Raw genomic sequence first — 24,150 nt, 5'->3', positions numbered from 1 at the left:
GATAAGGATGGTTATGATGAACGATTTAATAATTCAAAACATTAGTGAACTGATATTACCGAAGAAGACAGACAAACCTTTAAAAGGTGCAGAACTTGCAGACCTTAAAATTATAGAAAACGGAACAGTTGTAATTAAAGACGGCAAAATTGTATATGCCGGTGAATTTAACGATGAGTATGTTGCGGCTGAAACAATTGACGCACAAGGTAAGACTGTTTCGCCAGCACTCGTCGATGCACATACACACTTAGTACATGGTGGCTCACGTGAGCATGAGATGAGTCTGAAACGTCAAGGCGTATCATACCTTGAAATATTAGAACAAGGTGGCGGCATTCACTCAACAGTGAAAGCAACACGTGAAGCAACTGAAGAAGAATTATTCGAAAAAGCAGAGCATGAATTATTACGCATGATTCATCACGGTGTATTAAGCGTTGAAAGTAAAAGTGGTTACGGTTTAAGCTTAGAACATGAACTTAAGCAGTTACGCGTATCGAAAAAATTACAGGAAAAGTACGGCATTAATATGAAACATACGTACTTAGGCCCACATGCTGTACCGAAAGATAAAGACAGCGACACATTTATTAAAGAATGCATTAATGATCTGGAACAAGTGAAGGATTTAGCAGACTTTGCAGATATATTCTGTGAAACAGGAGTATTTACAATCGATCAGTCTCGTGAATATATGCAGGCAGCGAAAAAACTCGGTATGCCAGTGAAAATTCATGCTGATGAAATTGATCCACTCGGTGGGTTAGAACTTGCAATTGAAGAAGATGCAATAAGTGCTGACCATTTAGTCGCAGCGAGCGAAAAAGGTAAACAAATGCTGAAAGATAGCGATACAGTAGCAGTATTATTACCAGGAACGACATTCTACCTCGATAAAAATGAATACGCAGATGCACGAGGTATGTTAAATAATAACGGCGCAATTGCGATTGCAACAGACTACAATCCGGGAAGTTGTGTAACGAGCAACTTACAGATGGTGATGAGTATCGCAGCATTGAAATTAAAATTATCACCGAAAGAAATATGGAATGCTGTTACAGTAAACGCAGCAAAAGCAATCGGGTTAGATGCTGGAACGATCAATACAGGAGACGAAGCGAACATAGTCATTTGGCATGCGAAAAACCATGAGTACGTACCATATCATTACGGCGTAAACCATGCAGAAAAAGTAATTCATAAAGGTAAAGTAATAGTAGAAAATGAATTTAAATTGAAATAGTGAAAGTCGCCCTCAGCATTAAGTTGAGGGTGATTTTTTGTGGAATGATATTGGGAAGTGGAGAGGGAGAAGCGAGGTGGCACGTAAAAATAAAACACGTGCCACTTTGAAAGAGAACGTGAGCTAAAGTGTGCTGAGGTGGCACGTAAAATAAAAACACGTGCCACTTTGAAAGAGAACGTGAGCTAAAGTGTGCTGAGGTGGCACGTAAAAATAAAACACGTGCCACTTTGAAAGAGAACGTGAGCTAAAGTGTGCTGAAGTGGCACGTAAAAATAAAACACGTGCCACTTTGAAAGAGAACGTGAGCTAAAGTGTGCTGAGGTGGCACGTAAAAATAAAACACGTGCCACTTTGAAAAAGAACGTGAGCTAAAGTGTGCTGAAGTGGCACGTAAAAATAAAACACGTGCCACTTTCGTTTCTATTGCTGAAAATGATCATGTCAAGATGATGTTCACTTCGTATAATGAACACTCAGCAATTTTCACGCTTCATCAACATCCACCTACATCATCCAGAAATCTTTCCATTGATTTTTCTGTCAAACTTCGATACGATTAAATTGTCGTAATTGACAGACAAGTTAATAACATTCTTTCGGGGCTGGGTGAAATTCCCAACCGGCGGTGATAGCCCGCGACCCTTATGCAGTGCATAAGGCTGACTCTTTGAAAATCAGAGGCCGACAGTTAAAGTCTGGATGGGAGAAAGAATAGGACACCATTAAGCAATGGTTTATTTGTTGATGTCTAAAATCACAATCAAACTACTTTTTGGTCTTATTTGTTGAACCTAAATTTCAATCTCCCGAGCATATTTTGTTCGGGAGATTTTTTTATAGGAGGAACAGATGTATATTAACAAAGCATTTGAATTAGTAAAATGGACTGAGGGACAGACTGGCATGAATCCGGCAGTCGGTTGTGTCATCGTAAAAGACGATCGTATCGTCGGGATTGGTGCACATTTGACTGAAGGTGAGGCGCATGCTGAAGTGAATGCAATTAATATGGCAGGCATTCATGCGAAAGGTGCAACGCTCTACTGTACACTTGAACCGTGTTCTCATCACGGGAAAACGCCACCTTGCACTGAAAAAATCGTCAATGCAGGAATTAAAAAGGTCGTATATGCAGCGTCTGATGTGACGTTATCTTCAGGTGTGAAGTATATGCAGTCAGAAGGCGTTGAAGTTGAAAAAGTGGAATGTAAAGCAATTGATGACTTTTATGCGCCATTTTTCACGAGTAAAACAGCTTCACTGCCATATGTCACAATTAAGATGGCAACGACAATTGATGGTAAAACTGCAGATGATGAAAGCATAAGCAAATGGATTACAAATGAGAAGTCACGTGCGCATGCACATAAAGTGCGTTACGGGATGGATGCGATTATGGTCGGGTACAATACATATAAAGAAGATACACCGACACTTGACGCGAGACTTTATAAAGATAAATACATAAAAAAAGTCATCGTTACAAATGGTCCATTTGTATTAAATACGCAAGATGATAACGATTATGATAGGTCGCGTTTAATCATAGTTTCAGCCATCGAGCAGCATATCGAAGGCGTGACTGTCATCCATGTTCCGCATTTAAGTCCAGAACATATATTAAAAGCGCTATATAAACAGCGCATCCGTAATTTATTAATTGAAGGCGGTATGCAGACAATCCGCACATTTATAGAAGCAAAGTGTTATAACGAAATACACCACTACATTGCCCCGAAACTGTTAGGTGGAACTTCAAAACATCAGTTTTTAACAACTGATACTCATTCCTCAATGCGTGATATGACGCAATTTAATCTTGTCTCTGTAAATCAATTCGATGACGACGTACTCTTAATTTACAGAAAGGCGTGATCTCTTGTTTACAGGTATCGTAGAAGAAGTCGGTACAATTTCTCAAATGAAACAGAAAAGTGAAACGACAGAAATGACGATTCTCTGTCAAAAAATATTATCCGATATAAATATTGGTGATTCAATTAGCGTAAACGGTGTATGTTTAACGGTAACGTCATTTAATAGTACATCATTTACTGGAGATATCGTACGTGGTACTCGTTCAATTACTTTATTCAGTACGATGAAAGTTGGGACGAAAGTTAATTTAGAACGTGCATTGCTGCCGACAACGCGTCTTGGTGGTCATTTTGTCAGTGGTCATATCGATACGAGTGTCGTTGTAAAACGCATTCAGCAAAAACGCAACACATATATTATTGAGCTTGATTGTCCACCACAATATAGACAAAATGTCATTTCGAAAGGCTCAATTGCTGTGAATGGAATTTCTCTCACGATTTTTGAACTGAGCGATACGATCACATTGAACATTATTCCTGAAACGGTTCGTAGTACGATGCTTAACACGCTTAACACTGGCGACAAAGTTCATATTGAATTTGATATGCTCGGCAAATATATAATTAATCAAATGAAGTCGAGTGACACACTCACTTTATCTAAACTGGAGATGATGATGTAATGTTTGATTCAATTACAGAAGCGCTGCAAGATTTAAAGGCGGGGAGACCCATTATAGTAGTCGATGACGAAGATCGTGAAAATGAAGGCGACCTTATTGCAATAACAGACTATATGACTGAAGAAACAATTAATTTTATGATCAAGCATGCAAGAGGTCTTGTATGTGCACCGATTTCTCACGCATTAAACGGAAAGCTTGGATTATTACCGATGACGATAAACAATCAGGATCCGAACAAAACAGCGTTTACGATTAGTATTGATCACCGCGATACGACGACAGGCATTAGTGTGAAGGAACGCTATATGACAGTGAAAGCACTCGCAGATGATAATGTATCGTTATCCGACTTCAATCAGCCAGGGCATATTTTCCCGTTAATTGCAAAGGAAGGTGGCGTACTTCATCGTAAAGGCCACACAGAAGCTTGTGTTGATTTAGCGAAATTGACAGGTGCAAGTGAGACGGGTGTTATATGCGAAATTATTAAAGATGATGGTACGATGGCAAGACGTGATGATTTAGTCGTTTATAAAGAAAAGCATGAGCTGAAGATGATTACAATCGATGCGATTATTGATTATATTAAATCAACACAACCACTTGTAACACGTGAAGCGAAAGTGCATATGCCAACTGATTTCGGGACATTCCAGATGTATGGATTTAAAGAAATCTATTCTGATAAAGAACATGTTGCATACGTTAAACCATATAAAGGTATCCCGCATATTCGCATGCATTCAGAATGTTTGACAGGTGATGTCTTCCATAGTAAACGTTGTGATTGTGGTAAGCAGCTGGAAGAAGCGATGCAGCATATTGAACAGCATGGCGGTATATTACTTTATTTGCGTCAGGAAGGACGCGGTATCGGTCTGATTAATAAACTGAAAGCATATGAAAAAATAGAAGCGGGCATGGATACAGTAGAAGCAAATCACGCGCTTGGATTTGGCAGTGATTTACGTGACTATGCCGTTGCAGCATCAATGCTACGTAATCTCGGCGTGCATAAAGTAGAATTGCTGACGAATAATCCGCGTAAAATCGAAGGTTTAAAACGCTATGGTATTGAAGTGATTGAACGTATTCCGCATCAATTTCAAAGTGTTGATGAAAATAAAAATTATTTAGAAACAAAAAAACAAAAACTAGGACATTTACTAAAGGAGAATTTAATATGAACTATAGTGCAAAATTAACAGGTGAAGGATTAAAAATCGCAGTTATTACATCAAGATTCAACCATTTTATTACTGACCGTCTGACGGAAGGTGCAATTGATACTTTAGAACGTCACGGTGTATTAAAAGAAGATATCGATACATTTTTAGTGCCGGGTGCATTTGAATTACCATTTGCTGCGTCAAAACTTGCGCAAAAGGACAAGTACGATGCAGTAATTACATTAGGATGTGTCATTCGTGGTGCGACAACGCATTATGATTATGTATGTAACGAAGCGGCAAAAGGAATCGCAAAAGCAGGAGAATATGGAACGCCGGTAATTTTCGGTGTTGTTACGACAGAAAGTATTGAACAGGCGATTGAACGTGCTGGAACGAAAGCAGGTAATAAAGGTGGAGAAGCAGCAATTAGTGCAATCGAAATGGCGAACTTAAATAAGATGATGGATGAAATATAAAAATATCCCCCATGTAATCACATGGGGGATATTTTTATTTACGTTTAAATAGTTTTGATAATGCAATCACACCAACTGCTGCACCAGCAACGATGCCGGCATTTTTCTTAACTTCTGGTGTTACGATTGATTTATAAACAAGTTGTAAGTTTTGCGGACGCTCTGCTAAACGACGCATGAAGTATCCGTACCAATCCTGACCGTATGGCACATACGTACAGAAGTTATAACCTGAATTTGCAATTTCAACTTGTAATTCAGTACGGAATCCATATAACATCTGAAATTCGATTAAATCTTTGTTTAAGTTGTGCTGTTCAATAAACTTCTTAACGTGGTTAATAATGTTATGATCATGCGTAGCAATAGATGTCATTGCTTTAGCATTTAATAAACGTTGCTCGATAATCTTAATGTAGTTTGCATCAATATCTTCTTTAGATTGGTAAGCAACAGAAGCATCTTCCTTATAAGCACCTTTAACTAGACGTAAACGCACGTCCTGATACTTATCGATTTCTTCAGATGCACGGAAAAGGTAAGCCTGAATTACTGTACCAACATTTTTGAATTCGCCCTTTAAGCGATCTAACATTTCAAATGTCTGTACAGTATGATTGTAATCTTCTGTATCCATATTTACGTGCATATTACCGCATTCGTGCGCTTTTAATAAGATTTCACGTACGTTCTCATAACAGAATTCAGGGTCTACATCTAGACCAATCTGTGTTAATTTAATAGACATATGTGCATCAACACCAGCATCATATAAAGCTTGAATCATTTCTAATATATTTTCCTTCGCTTCAGTCGCTTCTTCTTTAGAGAATACGAATTCTCCTAAGTTATCTACTGTAGCAGAGATGTTTTGTGCGTTTAATGCACGAATTGATTTAATCGTCGTTTCAACGTCTGTACCTGCAACAACTTTGTGTGCTCCTAATGCTAAACCGTATTTCTTTGCTGCTGAATTTAAAGTTTCGTTCTCACTTAATTTAATAAAAAAATCTCTTGTTAAACCCATAATTTTCACCCTCCATTTTTTTCTTCCATTATTATCAATGATAATGAAAACGCTTTAAAACGTCAAAACAAATTTATTAATTATTTATTATTTTTGTGTAAAATAACTTGTTTAACGCATATCTTTTTTCAAAATATTAATGCATGTATTGAAAAAATATTTAACTTGTGTAAAATAGAGGTGCTATGAACCACAAGCGGTGCCGATTGTGCTGAGATTAAACGCTTGAACCTGTAAGGTAATGCTTGCGCAGGAATGTGGCTTCTGGTTCATAAGCAATAGAAAGGATGTTGGTTATGAACAGAGGAAGAACGGTTGTATTATTAGAAATCGCGATGATGGCGGCATTTGCGATGGTGCTGGATTTTATTGATTCTCAAATGAAGATGGTATTTTTCGGGATGAGTTTAAGTTTTTCAATGGTGCCTGTACTGCTATTGTCATTAAGACGTGGTGTTAAAGCAGGTATGGCAGCAGGTTTCTTATGGGGATTGCTCCAAATTGCATTAGGGGATGCAGCAGGAAGTATTGTACACCCATTGCAGGGCTTTCTTGATTACGCATTTGCGTTCACATTAATTGGACTAGCCGGATTAAGAAGCTTACCCGTTACACATTTGAAAGTAATATTATTCAGTGCAGTCGGCATCTTTGCCCGTTATTTTATTCACTTTATATCGGGATGGGTATATTTCGGTGCATATGCGCCGAAAGGGCAGCCAGCTTGGTTGTATTCATTAGTGTATAACGGACAAGTTGCACTTATTAACGGTGTTACATGTATCGTCATTTTATTAATATTATTTACAGTGGCACCTAAATTATTTAAAGTAGAGAAGCTCTAGTCATTTGACAGAGCTTTTTTTTGTTCAGCAATTAAATCATTATTGATAGGTTCTGAACTAACTTCTATAAAAACGGGTAAAGAGATGATAACGAAAAAAGCGATAACCACTTTCTTTAATAATTTCATCTTGCGCCTCCTCAATTAATTACATTGTAATACGTAATTGTTAAAGGATTATAAAACTTGTATTAATTTATCGTATATCTTTGTAAATTTAAAAGTGCAAGATTTAATTTAATTGTTATAATAAAAGAAATATAAAAAAGGAGAAATAGAATGAGAGACTTAGGGGTATACTTTGGAACATTTGCACCATGTCATGTCGGGCATCTGGAACAAATAATCAGAGCGAAACGTGAGAATAAAAATGCGCTCGTAATTGTATCAGGCTATGATGATGATCGTGGAGATAAAGCAGGAATGAGTTTGACAAATCGCGTAAAAGCAATGCGTGAATTACTGAAAGATGATGAGAATGTAACAGTTGTCACATTAGATGAAACGAACGTTCCGAGATATCCTGCTGGATGGGCACCGTGGTTAGATTTATTGCGTGATAAAATCACATCACAAGTTGAAAGTTTACAACTACCTATGGAATCGGTAACGTTCTATGTAGGTGAAGAAGAATACATTGAACCACTAGAAACGTACTTTACGAAAGCATTTTATACTACAGACGTTCAAATTACGAAAGTAGATAGAAGAATTACAGGGATCAGTGGAACATCAATCCGCGAAAATCCAATCTTCAACTGGGATTATGTCACGCGTCCATTCAGAAGATTTTTCGTTAAAAACATTTTAGTTATCGGAACTGCAAGTACAGGGAAAACAACACTCGTACGAGATTTAGCGAGAAGATATTCAACGTCCTATTCATTAGAATATTCAAGAGAATATCAGACGACGAGACAAGTACGCGATGATGAACTGGATATTAAAGACTTACATGCAATCGGAATTGGTCAGTTTGAACTGAACCGAAAACATATTCATTCACCAGGGACACGAAAAGTATTCTTTGCAGATACAGACGTAATGACGACGAAACTTTATACGAAACTGTATGCACCAAAAGAAGATTACGAAAAAATTGCACCGGTGTTTGATTATTACATCTCATTGCAAACGTGGGCGCTGATTATCGTATTACCACCGACAACAAAATATGTAGATGATGGCTTCCGCGATATGTCGATGGCAGATGAAAAAGCACGCCTTGATATGCATCAGATGTTCCTTGACGAAATTAAATATCAAGGACTTGAAGATAGAATGGTTGTACTTAAAGGAGAAAGTTTCCAGGAGAAATACGAAGAAGCACATCGTCTCGTTGACGAAATACTTGCAGATGGTAAAGATAACTAGGAGGACATATGTTTTTAATAAAAGACTTTAAAGGATTTACAACATATGAAAAACTATTTTTCGGCCTTTTTATGCTCGTTCAAGTTGCAATACTCGTTTACTTCAGAATCGTTGATGGCAGCACAGATTGGCTGAATGTCGTGGCGAGTGTGACATTGGTACTATGTCTTATTATGAGCGCAAAAGGAAGATTATCAACATTCGTATATGGTTTAATCAGCGTCTCTTTGTATGGATGGATTAGTTACCAACATGGACTATATGGAGAAGTTGGATTACAAGTTGTCTTTATCGTGTTTCAGTTCTTAGGTTTCGCAACTTGGGTTAAAAATAGACACTCAGATCACATTACCGACGATCCAGAAGTTAAAGATGTCGATACTAAAGGACTTGATTCTAAAGGATGGATATCAACAGCAATTTTTACAGCAATATTGTATGCAGCAGTATCCACAGTGTTAACGATGATAAATGCAAAACAGCCATATTTAGATAGTCTGAATGTAAGTTTAAACATTATCGGACAAACATTGATGACATTAAGATTTAAAGAGCAATGGTTCTTCTGGATGGCAGTTAATGTAGTATCTATTTCATTATGGGTTAGAGCAATGGTGTTAAAAGGTGAAGTAGATGTAACGAGTGTAACTATGGCAGTTATGTGGTTTGCTTCATTAATTAACAGTGTTTATGGATATTATAACTGGAAAAAATTACAGAACATTCATTTTGTATCTTAAAATGAAACCGGCAGTCGCCGGTTTTTTTATTTTGCAGGGAATTCTGGTGAGTTGGCTCATAAAAAATAAACATGAGCCATATAGATAATTACAACCCAGCAACTGCCCTCAAAGTGGCACGTAAAAATAAAACACGTGCCACCTTGGCATGTGCAACAGAGAAAAAGCCCTCAAAGTGGCACGTAAAAATAAAACTCATGCCACATCTTTCCCCAGAGTAATATACGCGACGAATATGTTACAATATCTACAATTACATTTACTGCTTTAAACGTTATCATAGGAACATTAGTTATCCTATACTTTAAAAAATCTTTCGATAAGGAGAAAAACAATGCAGATTATCAATAATCAGAAGCAGGTGGAGATTTTAAATATTCTCTTTTCAAAAGGGAAGTCATTTCGTGTAAAGTTTCAGGAGATTATGAATGTAATCTCTAAATAATTTGCAGTCAGGAATTTATGATGTACAAATATATTTTATGTGATTTAGATAATACGATTCTAGATTTTAAACAGGGTGAGGAAACAGCGATTAAACATGTGTTCGAGTCTGAGGGGATTACGTTTAATGAAGATTTATATGCACGTTATCATGATATCAATATCGGTTTATGGCGTGAGCTTGAAGCGGGTAAGGTTGATAAGCGTCACGTGCTGACGCATCGTTTTGAAGCATTTTTCAAAACGCTTAATATTGATGTTGATGGAGCGGAGAAAGAGCAGATTTTCAGAACTCATATTAATAATAGTCATGATTTAGTTGAAGGTGCACGTGATTTTCTTGATTATTTAATGGCTGAAGGTTACATCATCTGTTCTGCGACAAATGGTGTGTTCTACACACAGATGAAACGTATGAAGGATGCGGGTATATTAGATTATTTCTCTCATCACTTCATATCTGAAGAAATCGGTTTTGAAAAGCCGCATCATCAGTTTTTCAAGCATTGTATTGAGAAGCTTGGCGTTACAGATGTTTCAGAAGTTTTAATGATCGGTGATACTTATTCTTCTGATATTATCGGTGCGAATCAGTTTGGGATAGATAGTTGTTACTACGGCTCTAAAACAGTCGATGCAACGTATTGTATAGCGCATCTGGATGAGATTAAGCACATTTTATAAGGGGGATGCTTTATGGTAGAAATCAGAAGTGCAGAAGTGCGTGATGCTGAACGTATTCTTCGTTATTGCAAAATTGTCGGTAGCGAGACAGATAATTTATTGTTCGGTAGTGAAGGGCTGAATATTTCAGTTGAATCAGAACGCATTATCTTATCAAACATCGCTTCACGAGAGAAGGATATTATGCTGGTTGCGATTGATGATGATGAAGTCGTCGGGATTGGTAATATAGGTGGTAATATGCGTGAGAGAATCAGTCATCAGGCACGACTAGCAATTTCAATACGCCAGTCACACTGGGGTCAGGGTATTGGAAGCAATATGATGCAGGCGCTTATTGATTTTGCGAAGTCAGAAGCTATCGAAATTATTACACTTGAAGTATATCGTGATAACGAACCGGCAATTAAACTCTATAAGAAGTTCGGTTTTGAAGAGATTGGTTATTTTAAAAATTTTTCTAAAGTGAATGGAGTATATAAAGATGCGATTTTAATGAATCTGTATCTTTAAATTCGTAAAATGTTGTGTGATATTATATGATGTACAAGAGGTGAATATATGATAACACAATTAAATCAAGTAATGCTTTACGTTAAAGACCAGGAACAATCAATCAAGTTTTTTAATGATGCGCTTCAATTTCATGTCATTAAGGAAGAGGGACTACCAGAAGGATACCGTTCGTTTGAAATTGCACCACAGGAAAGTAACGAAACTTCTATCGTAATATTTGACCAGGAATTTATTAAGAAATACAGCCCGATGGTTAGTCTAGAAACGCCATCACTCATGTTTAAAACAGACAACGCGATTAAATTACGTGAGCATATGCATGGTAAGGGGATTACAGTCGGTGATGTAATGGAATTACCACATGGAACTGTATTTAATTTCTCGGATTATGAAGGCAATTATTTTGCGGTAATTGAAGAAAAATAATTTGAAGTCCATTCAGGGCTTCTTTTTTTATAATTCGTTCTACTTTACATGCATGCATTTATTACATATTATCAAGATGAAAGAAGGGATAATATGAATAATGAACAATTAAAAGCACAAATTTTAGAAGCGCATAATTATCGCTTTGCTACGAAAGTATTTGATAAGGATAAACCGGTTGATGAAAGTGATATGAAATTCATTCTAGAAGTCGGTCGCCTGAGTCCATCGTCAATTGGTTTAGAGCCGTGGCGTTTCATAATTTTAGAAAATGAAACGGTTAAAGAAGAAATTAAACAAGTAGGCTGGGGTGCAGCGAAAGGTCAGTTAGATACTGCGAGTCACTTCGTATTAATTTTAGCGAAACGAAATGCACGTTATGATTCTGAATTATTTAAAAATCATTTCGGACCACGTGTAAACAACAACGAAATATTACAGAAGATGATTGGCATATATGAAAGCTTCCAGACGAATGATATTGATGTTGCAAATAATGAACGCGCATTATTTGACTGGGCGAGTAAACAGACGTATATTGCGCTCGGAAACATGATGACAGCAGCAGCTGAAATTGGTATTGATTCATGCCCGATTGAAGGATTTAATTATGAAGTTGTTAACGACATATTAGCGAAACATGGTGTTATGAACCCTGAATTAGAAGGCATTTCAGTAATGGTCGCTTTCGGCTATCGTGCAGAAGGACCGAAACGTCCGAAAGTACGTCGTGATTACGATGATGTCGTTACAACATTTTAATTGTTAATTTAATGTAAAGAAATACGCCAATCTTTAAGAAATCTTAACATCTAAATTGATTGAATGGTGTTAAGATAAAGATGTCTTAGATTTATAAATGAAGAGGTGTCTATATGTTTAAAGATATGGCGTTTTATATTTTTGGAACTCCACTCGATCCATTTTTCCAGATGTTCGTTTTTGAACCAATTTTAATTACGATTATTGCGTTAATCGTTGCAATTTTTACGAAAAAAGCATGGACGATGGCTGTTGTTATCATCGTATTAAACTTAATTGATAATGCAATCGATGTAAACTTCTTATACGGTGCAGAAGGTATCGGAGCGGTATTATTTCATAACGTAACATTCTTCTTTACGAATTTTTTCTCTATGTTCTATGAATTTTTATTAAGCTTCATTATTGCTGCTACACCATTCATGCATAGAAAATTTGGAATTGCTTAATAAAAAGGTGATGTGAGACTTGTCTCACATCACCTTTTTATTGTTCGTGAATTTTTTTGTACTGCTTTCCTTTTGAGATATAACGCTCAATATTTGCAGCCATTTCCTTTTTATCTTCTTCTGTTAGTTCGCGAATCACTTTAGCAGGACGACCGAACGCTAAAGTGTTCGGTGGAATTTTCTTGCCGGGTGGTACGAGTGAACCTGCACCGATAAACGCGTTCTCACCAATTTCAGCACCGTCAAGAATTGTTGAATCCATCCCGATCAATGCATTTTTTCGAATGATTGGTGAATGAAGTGTAACACGGTGACCAATTGTTACGTTGTCTTCGATGATAAGTGGTTTTCCACCAGACTGATGTAAACAGCATAAATCCTGTACATTCGTTCCGTTTCCAATCGATACAGGTGCTACGTCTCCTCGAATAACAGTCCCATACCAAATCGTAGCGTCGCGTCCTACTTTAACGTCACCGGTAATAACTGCATTCGGTGCAACAAATGCACTGACATCAATTTCAGGCATCATGCCATCATACTCATATAGCATATATTTCCCTCCATTAAATAATTTTTTTTGTTATAATGATTTTATCATTAATATACAGAGGTTAGAAACATTAAAGGAGCATAACTATGTGGAAGTGGGAAACAGAACGTACACCTAAAGGCGTTGTTGTCGTCGTTCATAATATATTAGAACATCACGGAAGATACGCGTGGTTTATTACACGATTGCGTCGGGATGGTTATCATGTCATTATGGGAGATCTACCGGGACAAGGACAGACATCACGTGTTAATCGTGGCCATATTGAATCATTTGATGAGTATGGAGAAAAAGTATTAGAGTGGATTGATGTCGCTGAAGAATATCATTTACCTGTATTTTTAGTTGGTATCGGACTTGGTGGTCTTATTATTACGAACTTACTGGAAAGCGTAAATTTAAAGCTGGAAGGCATAGTATTTATTTCACCACTATTCGGGTTCCAGAATACAGTTACAACACGAAAGAACTTTTTAGCTTCAGGACTCAGCTCAATTTCAAAAGAAGCGAAGTTTGATATGAATATTCCGCTTGAAAATTTAACGCGTGATCAATCAAATATAGATGAACTTAAAAAGGATACGTTAATGGTTCAAAAAGTAAGTTTTAATTTATATAAATCAATTATCGAAACGATGAAAACAACGATGGAACACATTCATAAAATCGGTGATATTCCGATGATGATCATGTATAGTGATGCAGATAAAGTTGCTGATGTTGAACAGATAAAATTATTTACACGAGAAATTAATTCTTCAGAGATTTATATTAAAAACTGGCGAACATTATATCATGAATTACACAATGAACCAGAACGCGAGAATGTTTTATACTACATTGAATCGTTTATGAACAACAGAATGAATTATATTGGGTTGATAACGGAAGAAACGGGTATATAGTATGATATTGGTTTTTATGAGGTGGAATTATGTCAAAGTTTAAAAATGAAGTAAGTGATATGGTATTACTTAATGAACTTCAAAAAGAAATAGATGAAGTATTTGATCTGATTAGCAATCAGTTTAATTTAAAGAAGGAAGAATACATCGTAATGGTAGCGCTCTGGGAAAAAGGGCCGATGTCGATGAAAGCACTTGATGAATATTTAAATATTAAGCCATATAAACGTACGAGATTTTATAATACATTAGTTGAAAATGGCTGGATAAAAAAGGTGCGCCCGGCAGATGATGAACGAACGGTAATGATTTATTATAATGAAGATAAATTAGCTGTTAAGGAAGAAATCGTAAACTGTGCGTGTGATGCTTTAAAAAGAAAGAAAGATAAAATGAAAGCACATTTTGATGCGATTATGGATATTTGTGAATAATGAAAACGCTGATCAATTGATCAGCGTTTTTCTATTGCGCATATAAAGGGTGGATTGTTTTTCTGATTAATAAATTCATATTTATATATATGTGCTTTTTCCTGATCAAACTGCTTTAAGTAATTTAATACTGCATCTTTTTCTATTCTACCTTCAGCATGGCCCGGATAAATAACGAGTATGATAATGCCTTCAGTTTCCAGAATAGAAAAAATACGTTCAATCGCCAAAATTGTCGTATCAGGTAAAGTTACGATAGATTTATCACCTTTAGGTAAATAGCCTAAATTAAAAATTGCAAGTCGGACTGGCGACTGAACATAATTCAGTACATTTTCATGTCCATCAAGATGGAATGTAATATTATGATATTCAGCGGTCTTAATTCTGGAATTATCAATAGCTGTCTGCTGTATATCGAATGCATGAATATGGCCCGTTCCGTTTAATTGCTTTGCTAAATATAAAGTATCGTTACCGTTGCCACAAGTCGCATCAATGACTGTAACGGCTTCATCAATATACGTATCAATTAAGTTGCGTGCAAATGGGAGTATGCCGAGTGCTTTCATTGCTGTACTCCAAAATATTTGCCCTGATAGCTGTTACGTCGCTTTAATTCATCATCAATTCCGTTTAGAACTTCCCATTTGTTCACGCTCCACATTGGTCCAATCATTAAATCAATTGGTCCATCACCTGTGATGCGGTGAATAATCATTTCTTCAGGTAATATTTCAAGTTGATCAGCAACAAGTTTAACGTACGTTTCCTGATCCATAAATTCAAGCATGCCTTTCTCGTACTGCTTAACCATAGGTGTTCCTTTCAGTAAATGCAGCAGATGTATTTTAATGCCCTGAACATCCATTTGTGACACGACGCGTGCTGTTTCCATCATCATATCGTAATCTTCTAATGGTAAGCCGTTAATGATATGCGTGCATATGTTAATGTTATGTTTACGCAGCTTTGCAACGCCATCATAATAACATTGCATATCATGTGCACGGTTAATAATATTTGATGTTTTCTCATGTACCGTTTGTAATCCGAGCTCCACCCATAAATAAGTGCGTTCATTAAGTTCTGCTAAATATTCTACGACATCATCCGGTAAACAGTCCGGACGCGTTGCTATGGACAGACCGACAACACCAGGAATTGCGAGTGCCGCCTCGTATTTTTCCTTTAACACTTCGAGCGGTGCATGCGTATTAGTAAATGCCTGGAAGTATGCGATATATTCTCCATCCTGCCACTTTTCGTGCATTTTAGTTTTTATTTTTTCGAACTGAACCGGAATCGAGTCAACACGGTCTCCTGCAAAGTCACCGCTACCTGCTGCTGAGCAGAACGTACAACCGCCAAATGCGACAGTACCATCACGGTTCGGACAGTCAAATCCACCTTCAAGTGCAACTTTAAATATTTTCTTGCCGAATTTATTACGTAAATGATAGTTCCATGTATGATATCTTTTTTCATCAAATGCATATTTAAATGGTTTCATAAATCTTCCCTCTTTCTTAATATAAGGATTTTAACATATAATAGAGATATTTGGGGATAAATACATACAGAAGGTGAGGTAAATCTATGAAAATGCCAAAGATTGTATGGTTGCTTGTCATCGGTATGGCAGTTAATGTAACTGGTGCAAGTTTAATTTGGCCACTGAATACAATTTATTTGCATAATGAACTCGGCAAAAGCCTAAGTCTCGCAGGATTTGTACTAATGCTCAATTCTGGTGCATCGGTACTTGGTAATTTATTAGGTGGAACGTTGTTTGACAAAATCGGAGGTTATCGCTCGATATTAATTGGAATTATTATTTCTGGGCTAAGTTTACTCGGTATTATCTTTTTACATGGCTGGCCATGGTATGCAATATGGCTTGTTATACTCGGATTCGGTTCTGGTATCGTATTCCCATCGATTTATGCGATGGCAGGAAGCGCCTGGCCAGAAGGGGGACGTAAAACGTTCAACGCAATATATTTATCGCAGAATATCGGTGTCGCACTCGGTGCTGCGCTCGGTGGGTTTATAGCGGATCTAAGTTTTACGTATATTTTTATATTAAACTTCTTAATGTATGCAGTATTTTTCTTTATCGCACTGTTCGGTTACCGTTCAGCTAAACCGGTCATATCTGGCAGTAATGTTATGCGCGACGTCGGTAATATTAAGGATAAAACTAAATTTAATGCGTTACTTTTAGTTTGTGCTGCATACTGCATGTGCTGGATTGGATACGTACAATGGCAATCAACGATTTCAAGCTATACACAGGATTTAGGAATCCCGCTTAAAGCATACAGTTCACTCTGGGCGATTAACGGTGTTTTAATCATCGCCGGACAACCATTAATTGCGCCTATTATCGACAGACTCCAGACACGAATAAAAGCACAAATTGCGATAGGGTTTGTCATCTTTATCATTTCTTATATCGTAACGAGCTTTGCGCAGTCATTTATGATGTTTGCAGCAGGTATGATTATATTAACAATCGGCGAGATGTTCGTCTGGCCGGCAGTACCGACAATTGCTAATATGCTCGCGCCAAAAGGTCGTACAGGTGTGTATCAGGGGATTGTGAATTCAACGGCGACACTTGGACGTGCAATCGGACCGCTACTCGGTGGATTTTTAGTAGATCAATATAATATGAATATAATGTTTATTGCGATGATTATATTTATTTGTATCGGATTTATATTTTTATATGTATTTGATCGACGCATTAACTTATATGAATAAGGGAAAAATTGCACCGATTTTTTAAAATATTCGCACAATTAAAAATAATAGTGTTAAATTAAAAAATGTAACTTTCGTGAAAAGGGTTGCGAAAAAAATGTAGAACCTTTATGATAGATTTAACTAGAGTAGTAACATGAATCGTTTTTAAGAAAGCCAGTGGTTGCTGTGAACTGGTAAACGTGCAATGCGAACTTGCTGGTGTATGAATTGAATGAATTAAAGCTGCACTTTTTAAAGTGAATTGCGGGTGGTACCGCGGTTGTCTATATGACAGTCGTCCCTATTGTTGGGATGACTGTCTTTTTTATATTAAAGGAGGAATAATAATGAGTTTTAATCATCAAACGATTGAGAAGAAATGGCAAAAGTACTGGTTAGATCACCAAACATTTAAAACGACTGAGCATAAAGAGAAGAATTTCTATGCGTTAGATATGTTCCCATACCCGTCTGGCGCTGGACTTCACGTAGGTCATCCGGAAGGTTATACTGCAACAGATATTATTTCACGTTATAAACGCATGCAAGGTTATAACGTATTACATCCGATGGGGTGGGATGCGTTCGGTTTACCTGCAGAACAGTATGCAATTGATACTGGGAACGATCCTGCAGAATTTACTGAGAAAAATATTGCGACGTTTAAACGTCAAATTCAGGAACTTGGGTTTAGTTATGACTGGGACCGTGAAATTAATACGACAGATCCTGAATATTATAAGTGGACACAGTGGATCTTTATCCAGCTGTATAAAAAAGGTTTAGCATATGTTGATGAAGTTGCGGTTAACTGGTGTCCGGCACTTGGTACAGTATTATCAAATGAAGAGGTTATTGATGGTGTATCAGAACGTGGCGGTCACCCTGTTATCCGTAAACCGATGCGTCAATGGGTATTAAAAATTACAGAATATGCAGATCGTTTACTTGAAGATTTAGATGACCTTGACTGGCCTGAGTCATTAAAGGATATGCAGCGTAACTGGATTGGACGTTCTGAAGGTGCGGAAGTAGCTTTCGAAGTTGAAAATACAGCGCAATCATTCAAAGTGTTTACGACACGTCCGGATACTATTTACGGTGCGACGTATGCAGTATTATCACCGGAACATGAATTAGTTGCATCTATTACGACAGATGCGCAAGCTGAAGCAATTAAAGCATATCAGGAACAGGCAGCACGTAAGTCTGATCTTGAACGAACGGATCTTGCAAAAGATAAGACGGGCGTATTTACAGGAAGCTATGCTGTTAATCCGTTTAACGGAGAACGTATGCCGATCTGGATTTCAGATTACGTATTAGCATCATATGGTACAGGTGCAATTATGGCCGTTCCGGCACATGATGAGCGTGATTTTGAATTTGCGAAACAGTTCGGTCTGGACATTAAACCTGTTATTGAAGGTGGAGACAGTGAGTCGGCGTACACTGGAGATGGCATTCATATTCATTCTGGTGAACTTGATGGATTAAACAAAGAAGACGGTATTCGTCGTGCGATTGAAATGCTTGAAGCTAAAGGGATTGGTGAAAAGAAAGTATCATATAAATTACGTGACTGGTTATTCTCTCGTCAACGTTACTGGGGCGAACCAATTCCTGTTATTACTTGGGAAGACGGATCGATGACGACTGTTCCGGAAGAGGAACTTCCGCTCATGTTACCGAAAACAGATAAAATTATGCCATCAGGGACAGGTGAATCACCACTTGCAAATATTGATGAATTCGTCAACGTCACAGACCCTGTTACAGGAATGAAAGGGCGCCGTGAAACGAATACGATGCCACAATGGGCAGGAAGCTGCTGGTATTACTTACGATATATTGATCCGAAAAATTCAGAAATGATCGCAGACCCTGAACTTCTGAAAAAATGGCTTCCGGTAGATTTATACATCGGTGGTGCAGAACATGCGGTACTTCACTTACTATACGCACGTTTCTGGCATAAAGTACTTTACGACTTAGGCGTTGTACACACGAAAGAACCATTCCAGAAACTATTCAACCAAGGTATGATTCTTGGTGAAGGTAATGAGAAGATGAGTAAATCTAAAGGTAACGTCGTTAATCCTGACGATGTTGTAGCGAGTCATGGGGCTGATACATTACGTCTATACGAAATGTTCATGGGACCACTTGATGCTTCAATCGCATGGAGTACAAATGGATTAGATGGTGCACGCAGATTCTTAGACCGTGTTTATCGTTTACTCATTAATGAAGATGGCACATTAAGTGAAAAAATTACGGATCAACCTGTTGAAGCGATGGATAAAGTGTATCACCAGACTGTGAAGAAAGTGACAGATGACTATGAAACATTAGGATTCAACACAGCGATTTCACAAATGATGGTATTCATCAATGAAGGATATAAATCAGAAGCACTGAATATCGATCATATACGTGGTTTCGTAAAATTATTAAATCCGATTGCACCGCATATTACGGAAGAAATTTGGGAGAAGCTTGGCGGCACGGATACGATTACTTATGAAGCGTGGCCAGAATACGATGAAAGTAAACTAGTAGATAATGAAGTTGAAATCGTGATTCAAGTAAACGGTAAAGTGAAACAAAAAGCAATGATTGCAAAAGATATGGACAAAAGAGATATGGAAACATTCGCTTTATCACTTGAAGCGGTACAAGCTGCAATTGAAGGAAAAACAGTACGTAAAGTCATCGCAGTACCGAATAAACTTGTCAATATCGTAGCGAACTAGGAGGATTTATGCTAGAGATCAGCAGTAAAGATTTTGTTAGAAAATTACAGAGCGAATCATTAAATGTCATTGATGTACGAGAAGATTTTGAAGTACAGATGGGAATGATAGAAGGTGCATTGCATATTCCGATGAATACAATTCCGGACCATATGCATGAGCTTAAAATCGATGAAACATATTATATTGTATGTGCGCATGGCGTTAGAAGTGAGCGCGTTACAGAATATTTGATGGAACATGACTTTAAAGCTGTCAATGTACAAGGTGGCATGGCGGAAATAGAGCAATATTTATAACAAAAAGGATTGAAGCGTTCGCTTCAATCCTTTTTGTTTATTTGTATATTATCTGCAGTTCATACCTGCAACGTATCCGGTTACGAGAGCGCTCGTAATGTTATAACCTCCAGTGTAACCATGAATGTCTAAAACTTCTCCACAGAAATATAAATTGTCGTGTAGCTTTGACTGCATCGTTGCCGGCACAATCTCTTTAACGGATACACCGCCACCAGTTACGAATGCTTTTTCAATTGATTGTGTTCCGTATACTTTAAACTTGAACCCTTTTAATAATTCACAAAACAGTTCTACTGCTTCCTTTTTTAAATGATGGCCATTATGTTCTGGATTCAGTTCTGCCTGTTCAAATAAAAATAATAAATATCGTTCTGATATAACGCCTTTCAAACTGTTTTTAATCGCTTTATCTTTATTGGATTCAATTAGTTTCGTTATTCTGTTTTTGACTGCGCCGATTGTCTCATCAGGGAAGCAATCGATCATCATCGTGATATCTTGTTTTTTCTGGCTCTTTTGTTCTTTGTATACAAACTGTGAACAGCGCAGTGCTGCAGGACCTGATATTCCAAAGTGGGTGAAAATCATATCCATCTGATGTGTAATACGTGGTTTACCGTTTTTACGCAATACACTTAATGCTACATCACGTAAGCTTAACCCTTGTAATGTTTTTGATTTAATAAATGGTTCGCTTGAAGTAATCGGCACTTCCGTAGGGAACAATTCAGTAATTGTATGTCCTGCCTGTTCAGCGAATACGTAGCCATCTCCAGTCGAACCTGTGTGTGGTACACTTTTGCCGCCGGTTGCAATAATAACGTTCTCTGACTGAATAATTGTGTCATCGGTCAAAATAACACCTTTAATCGTATCCTCTATATAGAGTGAAGCGACTTTATTGTTAGTTTTGACTTCTACATTGTTTTCTTCGAGTTTCGTTTTTAATGCGTTTACAACATCCTTTGCGTTATCAGATACTGGAAACATTCGACCATGATCCTCTTCTTTAAGTGCGACACCAAGTTGTTCGAAGTACGCTATGATAGAAAAGTTATCAAATGTATTAAACGCGCTATATAAAAATTTACCGTTGCCGGGTAAGTGCGCAATCAGTTCCTCGTGAGAAACGCGATTTGTCACATTACATCTGCCGCCACCTGATATTTGTAACTTTCTTCCGAGCTTGTCTTTTTTATCTATTAATAGTACGGACTTTCCGGATTCAGATGCGCTAATTGCTGCCATGAGTCCGCTCGGTCCGCCACCGATTACGATTGTATGATACATATTTGACCTCCTGTTCAAAATTATTATACATTTAATTTATAGTAAAATGTATGAATTCAGTAGTTAATAATTTTGAATGGTGTTATGATATTAAACATTAAACAGCATTGTAAAAAAATTAAGATAGGGATGAAGATATGTCACAAGGAAATTCGCTCGTCAGAAGTACATTTATTCTGACAGCAAGTATATTTATTACAAAGATTTTAGGGATACTGTATATCATACCGTTTTACGCTATTATCGGTGGTGAAGCAAATTTAGCACCGTATAATATGGCGTATCCACCATATACAGTTATGCTTGTTATTGCAGCTGGTGGGGTACCACTTGCAGTTGCAAAGTATGTATCTAAATACAATGCGATAGGTGCATATAAAGTGAGTTATAAACTTTATAAGTCTTCACTTTTAGTAATGGGCATTACAGGGATACTTGGATTTATTATATTATATGCAGTAAGTCCATTAATCGCAGAAGCATCTGTATCGAAGTCGGATTCAGGTATGTGGTCTGTAGAACAAATTACTGAAATTATACGCGTCGTATCATTTGCTGTTATATTCATACCGTTCCTTGCAACATGGCGCGGTATATTCCAGGGGTATGATTCAATGGGACCTACTGCAGTGTCTACAGTGGTAGAACAAGTCGCACGTATTGCGTTTTTATTAGCAGGATCATTTTTAGTGTTGAATGTAATGAATAAATCTGTACTATTAGCAAATGAAATTGCAGTATTTGCTGCAGCTATCGGTGCATTCAGCGCAATATTAACGCTATGGTATTACTGGAGAAAACGTAAGCCGTTTATCGATGAGATGGTAAATAGTGATGTAACTAATACAGACGTTTCATACAAAAGTATGTATAAAGAAATATTAATGTACAGTATTCCGTTTGTTATCGTAAGTCTTGCGATTCCTTTGTATCAAATTATCGATCAGTTTACGCACAATAGAGCATTAACAGCAGCAGGCGTTCCAGGTGAAACACATGATATGCTGCTTACGATGCTGAATACGACGACGAATAAACTTGTGATGATTCCGACATCACTTGCAGCAGGATTTGCAATTAGTCTCGTGCCTTCAATAACGAGAACGCACGCTTCAGGTCAAATAAAGGAAATGCATCATCAAATTAAGACGTCATTAGGTATATTAATGTTTCTGACGGTACCTGCATCACTCGGTATTATGATTTTAGCAACACCTTTATATACAGTTTTCTACAGTTATAATGCTGTCGCGAGCCACTTATTATTTTTCTATGCGCCAGTTGGAATTCTGTTAGCACTTGTAAGTGTTACAGCTGCAATGTTACAAGGGATTGATAAACAGGCATTAACTGTTTATATCGTACTCGCATCATTATTTGTAAAGCTTGTTATCAACTATCCGATGATTTATCTGTTCCATACTGAAGGTGCGGTTATTGCAACAGCGATTGCATTAACTGTAAATATTTTGTGCAATTTTTATGTCATCAAAAAGTATGCAGGCTTTAAATTCCGTTCAACGTATAAACAAATGCTTCATATTTTCTTATATAGTTTAATTATGGTTGTAAGCGTCGAGCTTGTTATGGTAGTGCTGATTCAATTTTTACATGTTTCACACAAATTAGAAGCACTTATTATATTATTCGTTGGTGCGTTCACAGGTGCAGTAATATATGCATATCTTTCAATGAAATCACGTTTAGCAGATGCATTCTTTGGTGAACGTGTTCAAAAGTTAAGGGAGAAATTTGTAAGATGAGGCTTGATAAATTTTTAAGTAATCATGGTTACGGGTCAAGAAAAGAAGTTAAGTTACTCGTTAAGCATGGTGGAGTTTCAGTAAATGACAAAACGATAAAGAAAGCAGACATTAAAATTGATCCTGAGCGGGATCATATTGCGGTACGAGGTGAAAAAGTAGACTATGAGCCTTTCGTCTACATTATGCTGCATAAACCATCCGGTTACATTTCAAGTACGAAAGATTACAAAGATCAGACCGTATTACAATTGATTGAGGGTTTTGACCATTATGATCTGCATCCAGTTGGACGTCTCGATAAAGATACTGAAGGTTTACTATTATTAACGAATGACGGTCAGTTCTCACATGATGTGCTCAGTCCGAAAAAACACGTTGATAAAACGTACTATGCACATGTTGAAGGTGTTGTTACAGAAGAAACTGTTAAAGCATTTAAAGCAGGTGTAACGTTGGATGACGGATATGAAACGATGCCTGCCACGCTTGAAATCATTAAGTCAGATACAGTTTCTGAAATTACACTCGTAATACAGGAAGGTAAATTTCATCAAGTAAAACGCATGTTCCAGTCTGTCGGAATGACAGTCATTTATTTAAAACGTATTAAGATGGGAAGCTTAACTTTAGATGAAAATTTAGCGCTCGGTGAGTATAGAAAGTTATCGCAGCATGAAATTAATTTAGTAAAAATAATATCTCATGTTTAACGTAAATTGTT

At 37.1% G+C, this 24,150-nt stretch carries 26 protein-coding genes and 1 riboswitch; of the genes, 20 read left to right on the top strand and 6 right to left on the bottom strand.

Going from position 1 to position 24,150, the window contains the following annotated elements; genetic code table 11:
- Nucleotides 1–16: 16 nt before the first annotated feature.
- The 5 genes from hutI to ribH all read left to right on the top strand — a co-directional run bounded on the left by hutI (nt 17) and on the right by ribH (nt 5,406).
- Nucleotides 17–1,249: an imidazolonepropionase gene (hutI, locus tag LAU42_RS08085; RefSeq protein WP_224183111.1), complete on the top strand. Its 1,233-nt coding sequence runs from the start codon at nt 17–19 to the stop codon at nt 1,247–1,249.
- Nucleotides 1,250–1,840: 591 nt separating this feature from the next.
- Nucleotides 1,841–1,967, top strand: a riboswitch (FMN riboswitch).
- 134 nt (nt 1,968–2,101) lie between these two features.
- Nucleotides 2,102–3,127, top strand: a complete 1,026-nt coding sequence (ribD, locus tag LAU42_RS08080) for a bifunctional diaminohydroxyphosphoribosylaminopyrimidine deaminase/5-amino-6-(5-phosphoribosylamino)uracil reductase RibD (protein ID WP_224183110.1) — start codon at nt 2,102–2,104, stop codon at nt 3,125–3,127.
- 4 nt (nt 3,128–3,131) lie between these two features.
- Complete coding sequence (locus LAU42_RS08075) at nt 3,132–3,755, top strand: riboflavin synthase (protein ID WP_224183109.1); 624 nt, start codon at nt 3,132–3,134, stop codon at nt 3,753–3,755.
- Nucleotides 3,755–4,945 carry a 3,4-dihydroxy-2-butanone-4-phosphate synthase gene (ribB, locus tag LAU42_RS08070; RefSeq protein WP_224183108.1) on the top strand — a complete coding sequence of 397 codons (1,191 nt, stop codon included), beginning with the start codon at nt 3,755–3,757 and terminating at the stop codon, nt 4,943–4,945. Before LAU42_RS08075 ends, ribB begins: the two co-directional genes overlap by 1 nt.
- Nucleotides 4,942–5,406, top strand: a complete 465-nt coding sequence (gene ribH, locus LAU42_RS08065) for a 6,7-dimethyl-8-ribityllumazine synthase (protein WP_224183107.1) — start codon at nt 4,942–4,944, stop codon at nt 5,404–5,406. The genes ribB and ribH overlap by 4 nt, the downstream gene beginning before the upstream one ends.
- Before the next feature lie 34 nt (nt 5,407–5,440).
- Here ribH and LAU42_RS08060 read toward each other — a convergent pair whose 3' ends face one another.
- Entirely contained in the window at nt 5,441–6,433 is a 993-nt protein-coding gene (locus LAU42_RS08060; protein WP_224183106.1) for a proline dehydrogenase family protein, read from the bottom strand.
- A 296-nt stretch (nt 6,434–6,729) separates the two neighbouring features.
- On the opposite strand from LAU42_RS08060, the gene thiT reads away from it, so the two are divergent.
- Nucleotides 6,730–7,278: an energy-coupled thiamine transporter ThiT gene (gene thiT / locus LAU42_RS08055; protein ID WP_224183105.1), complete on the top strand. Its 549-nt coding sequence runs from the start codon at nt 6,730–6,732 to the stop codon at nt 7,276–7,278.
- Here thiT and LAU42_RS11855 read toward each other — a convergent pair.
- On the bottom strand, nt 7,275–7,406 hold the full coding sequence (locus tag LAU42_RS11855) for a hypothetical protein (protein ID WP_277602363.1): 132 nt from the start codon (nt 7,404–7,406) through the stop codon (nt 7,275–7,277). The two genes, thiT and LAU42_RS11855, sit on opposite strands and share 4 nt — an antisense overlap.
- Nucleotides 7,407–7,556: 150 nt before the next feature.
- Between LAU42_RS11855 and LAU42_RS08050 the strand changes: the two genes are divergently transcribed.
- The 7 genes from LAU42_RS08050 (at nt 7,557) to LAU42_RS08020 (ending at nt 12,672) form a co-directional block, all read left to right on the top strand.
- Nucleotides 7,557–8,651, top strand: coding sequence for an AAA family ATPase (locus LAU42_RS08050; RefSeq protein ID WP_224183104.1), 1,095 nt, complete (start codon nt 7,557–7,559; stop codon nt 8,649–8,651).
- 8 nt (nt 8,652–8,659) lie between these two features.
- A complete protein-coding gene (gene pnuC, locus LAU42_RS08045; protein ID WP_224183103.1) occupies nt 8,660–9,391 on the top strand; it encodes a nicotinamide riboside transporter PnuC in 732 nt (243 codons plus the stop codon).
- A gap of 462 nt (nt 9,392–9,853) precedes the next feature.
- A complete protein-coding gene (locus tag LAU42_RS08040; RefSeq protein ID WP_224183102.1) occupies nt 9,854–10,519 on the top strand; it encodes a YjjG family noncanonical pyrimidine nucleotidase in 666 nt (221 codons plus the stop codon).
- Nucleotides 10,520–10,531: 12 nt separating this feature from the next.
- Nucleotides 10,532–11,032, top strand: coding sequence for a GNAT family N-acetyltransferase (locus LAU42_RS08035; RefSeq protein WP_224183101.1), 501 nt, complete (start codon nt 10,532–10,534; stop codon nt 11,030–11,032).
- 48 nt (nt 11,033–11,080) lie between these two features.
- Nucleotides 11,081–11,461 carry a VOC family protein gene (locus LAU42_RS08030; protein ID WP_224183100.1) on the top strand — a complete coding sequence of 127 codons (381 nt, stop codon included), beginning with the start codon at nt 11,081–11,083 and terminating at the stop codon, nt 11,459–11,461.
- A gap of 93 nt (nt 11,462–11,554) precedes the next feature.
- Nucleotides 11,555–12,223 carry an NAD(P)H-dependent oxidoreductase gene (locus LAU42_RS08025; protein ID WP_224183099.1) on the top strand — a complete coding sequence of 223 codons (669 nt, stop codon included), beginning with the start codon at nt 11,555–11,557 and terminating at the stop codon, nt 12,221–12,223.
- A 113-nt stretch (nt 12,224–12,336) separates the two neighbouring features.
- Nucleotides 12,337–12,672: a hypothetical protein gene (locus LAU42_RS08020; RefSeq protein ID WP_224183098.1), complete on the top strand. Its 336-nt coding sequence runs from the start codon at nt 12,337–12,339 to the stop codon at nt 12,670–12,672.
- A 37-nt stretch (nt 12,673–12,709) separates the two neighbouring features.
- Here LAU42_RS08020 and LAU42_RS08015 read toward each other — a convergent pair whose 3' ends face one another.
- Complete coding sequence (locus LAU42_RS08015) at nt 12,710–13,225, bottom strand: gamma carbonic anhydrase (protein ID WP_224183097.1); 516 nt, start codon at nt 13,223–13,225, stop codon at nt 12,710–12,712.
- A gap of 86 nt (nt 13,226–13,311) precedes the next feature.
- Between LAU42_RS08015 and LAU42_RS08010 the strand changes: the two genes are divergently transcribed.
- Together LAU42_RS08010 and LAU42_RS08005 are read left to right on the top strand one after the other, a co-directional pair.
- A complete protein-coding gene (locus LAU42_RS08010; RefSeq protein ID WP_224183096.1) occupies nt 13,312–14,130 on the top strand; it encodes an alpha/beta fold hydrolase in 819 nt (272 codons plus the stop codon).
- 29 nt (nt 14,131–14,159) lie between these two features.
- Nucleotides 14,160–14,564: a transcriptional regulator, SarA/Rot family gene (locus LAU42_RS08005; protein ID WP_224183095.1), complete on the top strand. Its 405-nt coding sequence runs from the start codon at nt 14,160–14,162 to the stop codon at nt 14,562–14,564.
- A 20-nt stretch (nt 14,565–14,584) separates the two neighbouring features.
- Here the strand turns inward: LAU42_RS08005 and mnmM are convergent, their stop codons facing one another.
- Nucleotides 14,585–15,136, bottom strand: coding sequence for a tRNA 5-(aminomethyl)-2-thiouridylate-methyltransferase MnmM (mnmM, locus tag LAU42_RS08000; RefSeq protein WP_224183094.1), 552 nt, complete (start codon nt 15,134–15,136; stop codon nt 14,585–14,587).
- Nucleotides 15,133–16,077 carry a tRNA modification radical SAM protein MnmL/YtqA gene (mnmL, locus tag LAU42_RS07995; protein WP_224183093.1) on the bottom strand — a complete coding sequence of 315 codons (945 nt, stop codon included), beginning with the start codon at nt 16,075–16,077 and terminating at the stop codon, nt 15,133–15,135. The genes mnmM and mnmL overlap by 4 nt, the downstream gene beginning before the upstream one ends.
- 86 nt (nt 16,078–16,163) lie before the next feature.
- Between mnmL and LAU42_RS07990 the strand changes: the two genes are divergently transcribed.
- The 3 genes from LAU42_RS07990 to LAU42_RS07980 all read left to right on the top strand — a co-directional run bounded on the left by LAU42_RS07990 (nt 16,164) and on the right by LAU42_RS07980 (nt 20,370).
- Nucleotides 16,164–17,333 (top strand): MDR family MFS transporter, encoded by a 1,170-nt coding sequence (locus LAU42_RS07990; protein ID WP_224183092.1) that lies wholly within the window; start codon nt 16,164–16,166, stop codon nt 17,331–17,333.
- 329 nt (nt 17,334–17,662) lie between these two features.
- Complete coding sequence (gene leuS, locus LAU42_RS07985) at nt 17,663–20,071, top strand: leucine--tRNA ligase (RefSeq protein WP_420908201.1); 2,409 nt, start codon at nt 17,663–17,665, stop codon at nt 20,069–20,071.
- 8 nt (nt 20,072–20,079) lie between these two features.
- Entirely contained in the window at nt 20,080–20,370 is a 291-nt protein-coding gene (locus LAU42_RS07980) for a rhodanese-like domain-containing protein (RefSeq protein ID WP_224183091.1), read from the top strand.
- A 48-nt stretch (nt 20,371–20,418) separates the two neighbouring features.
- Here LAU42_RS07980 and LAU42_RS07975 read toward each other — a convergent pair whose 3' ends face one another.
- A complete protein-coding gene (locus tag LAU42_RS07975; protein ID WP_224183090.1) occupies nt 20,419–21,663 on the bottom strand; it encodes a BaiN/RdsA family NAD(P)/FAD-dependent oxidoreductase in 1,245 nt (414 codons plus the stop codon).
- 137 nt (nt 21,664–21,800) lie between these two features.
- On the opposite strand from LAU42_RS07975, the gene LAU42_RS07970 reads away from it, so the two are divergent.
- Both LAU42_RS07970 and LAU42_RS07965 read left to right on the top strand, forming a co-directional pair.
- On the top strand, nt 21,801–23,426 hold the full coding sequence (locus LAU42_RS07970) for a putative polysaccharide biosynthesis protein (protein ID WP_224183089.1): 1,626 nt from the start codon (nt 21,801–21,803) through the stop codon (nt 23,424–23,426).
- Nucleotides 23,423–24,139 (top strand): pseudouridine synthase, encoded by a 717-nt coding sequence (locus LAU42_RS07965; protein WP_224183088.1) that lies wholly within the window; start codon nt 23,423–23,425, stop codon nt 24,137–24,139. The genes LAU42_RS07970 and LAU42_RS07965 overlap by 4 nt, the downstream gene beginning before the upstream one ends.
- Nucleotides 24,140–24,150: the final 11 nt, after the last annotated feature.

This window comes from Macrococcus armenti, from assembly GCF_020097135.1.
Classification (GTDB): Bacteria; Bacillota; Bacilli; order Staphylococcales; family Staphylococcaceae; genus Macrococcoides; species Macrococcoides armenti.
This window is presented reverse-complemented; position numbering and strand designations above follow the sequence as displayed.

Coding starts and splice junctions, on each gene's coding strand:
- hutI (WP_224183111.1), top strand. CDS start 17: ATGAACGATTTAATAATTCAAAACATTAGTGAACTGATATTACCGAAG.
- ribD (WP_224183110.1), top strand. CDS start 2,102: ATGTATATTAACAAAGCATTTGAATTAGTAAAATGGACTGAGGGACAG.
- ribB (WP_224183108.1), top strand. CDS start 3,755: ATGTTTGATTCAATTACAGAAGCGCTGCAAGATTTAAAGGCGGGGAGA.
- ribH (WP_224183107.1), top strand. CDS start 4,942: ATGAACTATAGTGCAAAATTAACAGGTGAAGGATTAAAAATCGCAGTT.
- LAU42_RS08060 (WP_224183106.1), bottom strand. CDS start 6,433: ATGGGTTTAACAAGAGATTTTTTTATTAAATTAAGTGAGAACGAAACT.
- thiT (WP_224183105.1), top strand. CDS start 6,730: ATGAACAGAGGAAGAACGGTTGTATTATTAGAAATCGCGATGATGGCG.
- LAU42_RS11855 (WP_277602363.1), bottom strand. CDS start 7,406: ATGAAATTATTAAAGAAAGTGGTTATCGCTTTTTTCGTTATCATCTCT.
- LAU42_RS08050 (WP_224183104.1), top strand. CDS start 7,557: ATGAGAGACTTAGGGGTATACTTTGGAACATTTGCACCATGTCATGTC.
- pnuC (WP_224183103.1), top strand. CDS start 8,660: ATGTTTTTAATAAAAGACTTTAAAGGATTTACAACATATGAAAAACTA.
- LAU42_RS08040 (WP_224183102.1), top strand. CDS start 9,854: ATGATGTACAAATATATTTTATGTGATTTAGATAATACGATTCTAGAT.
- LAU42_RS08035 (WP_224183101.1), top strand. CDS start 10,532: ATGGTAGAAATCAGAAGTGCAGAAGTGCGTGATGCTGAACGTATTCTT.
- LAU42_RS08030 (WP_224183100.1), top strand. CDS start 11,081: ATGATAACACAATTAAATCAAGTAATGCTTTACGTTAAAGACCAGGAA.
- LAU42_RS08025 (WP_224183099.1), top strand. CDS start 11,555: ATGAATAATGAACAATTAAAAGCACAAATTTTAGAAGCGCATAATTAT.
- LAU42_RS08020 (WP_224183098.1), top strand. CDS start 12,337: ATGTTTAAAGATATGGCGTTTTATATTTTTGGAACTCCACTCGATCCA.
- LAU42_RS08015 (WP_224183097.1), bottom strand. CDS start 13,225: ATGCTATATGAGTATGATGGCATGATGCCTGAAATTGATGTCAGTGCA.
- LAU42_RS08010 (WP_224183096.1), top strand. CDS start 13,312: ATGTGGAAGTGGGAAACAGAACGTACACCTAAAGGCGTTGTTGTCGTC.
- LAU42_RS08005 (WP_224183095.1), top strand. CDS start 14,160: ATGTCAAAGTTTAAAAATGAAGTAAGTGATATGGTATTACTTAATGAA.
- mnmM (WP_224183094.1), bottom strand. CDS start 15,136: ATGAAAGCACTCGGCATACTCCCATTTGCACGCAACTTAATTGATACG.
- mnmL (WP_224183093.1), bottom strand. CDS start 16,077: ATGAAACCATTTAAATATGCATTTGATGAAAAAAGATATCATACATGG.
- LAU42_RS07990 (WP_224183092.1), top strand. CDS start 16,164: ATGAAAATGCCAAAGATTGTATGGTTGCTTGTCATCGGTATGGCAGTT.
- leuS (WP_420908201.1), top strand. CDS start 17,663: ATGAGTTTTAATCATCAAACGATTGAGAAGAAATGGCAAAAGTACTGG.
- LAU42_RS07980 (WP_224183091.1), top strand. CDS start 20,080: ATGCTAGAGATCAGCAGTAAAGATTTTGTTAGAAAATTACAGAGCGAA.
- LAU42_RS07975 (WP_224183090.1), bottom strand. CDS start 21,663: ATGTATCATACAATCGTAATCGGTGGCGGACCGAGCGGACTCATGGCA.
- LAU42_RS07970 (WP_224183089.1), top strand. CDS start 21,801: ATGTCACAAGGAAATTCGCTCGTCAGAAGTACATTTATTCTGACAGCA.
- LAU42_RS07965 (WP_224183088.1), top strand. CDS start 23,423: ATGAGGCTTGATAAATTTTTAAGTAATCATGGTTACGGGTCAAGAAAA.